The following is a 375-nucleotide window of genomic DNA, read 5'->3' on the forward strand; positions in this document are numbered from 1 at the left end:
GCGGTTTGGGGCTGTCGCCCTGGAGGGCGACTACGACACCTGGACCGCCTATGAATACCATCTGGGTGGCTATATGTATGATGAGCCGCCCAGACCGCTTAGGGCAGAGCGAACAGCCGCAGATGAGCTGATGGTTTCTTTCAGCAAGCGGATTGCCATACCGTCAGTAGATGAGCTGCGCCTCTGGAGCCGGGAGAGCGCAATGGGTACAACTGGTCATCTGAGCGGCACGGTGAGCAACGATTCACTGATACCGCTGGAGCTTGTACATGCCGTGGCAGATGGAAATCGTCTACTGCTGCGCATACGCCATTTGCCGCAGCGGCCGTTTCATCTGAGACTTGAGGGAGTTCAGGATACACCGGAGCTATGGCT

1 pseudogene is annotated in these 375 nt (G+C 57.3%); it reads left to right on the top strand.

What is annotated here, in order from left to right:
* Positions 1–375 (top strand): annotated as a pseudogene (locus WG8_RS05385) (N-acyl-D-glucosamine 2-epimerase); the annotation flags it as partial.

The sequence above is a fragment of the Paenibacillus sp. Aloe-11 genome, assembly GCF_000245715.1.
Lineage (GTDB): Bacteria > Bacillota > Bacilli > Paenibacillales > Paenibacillaceae > Paenibacillus > Paenibacillus kribbensis.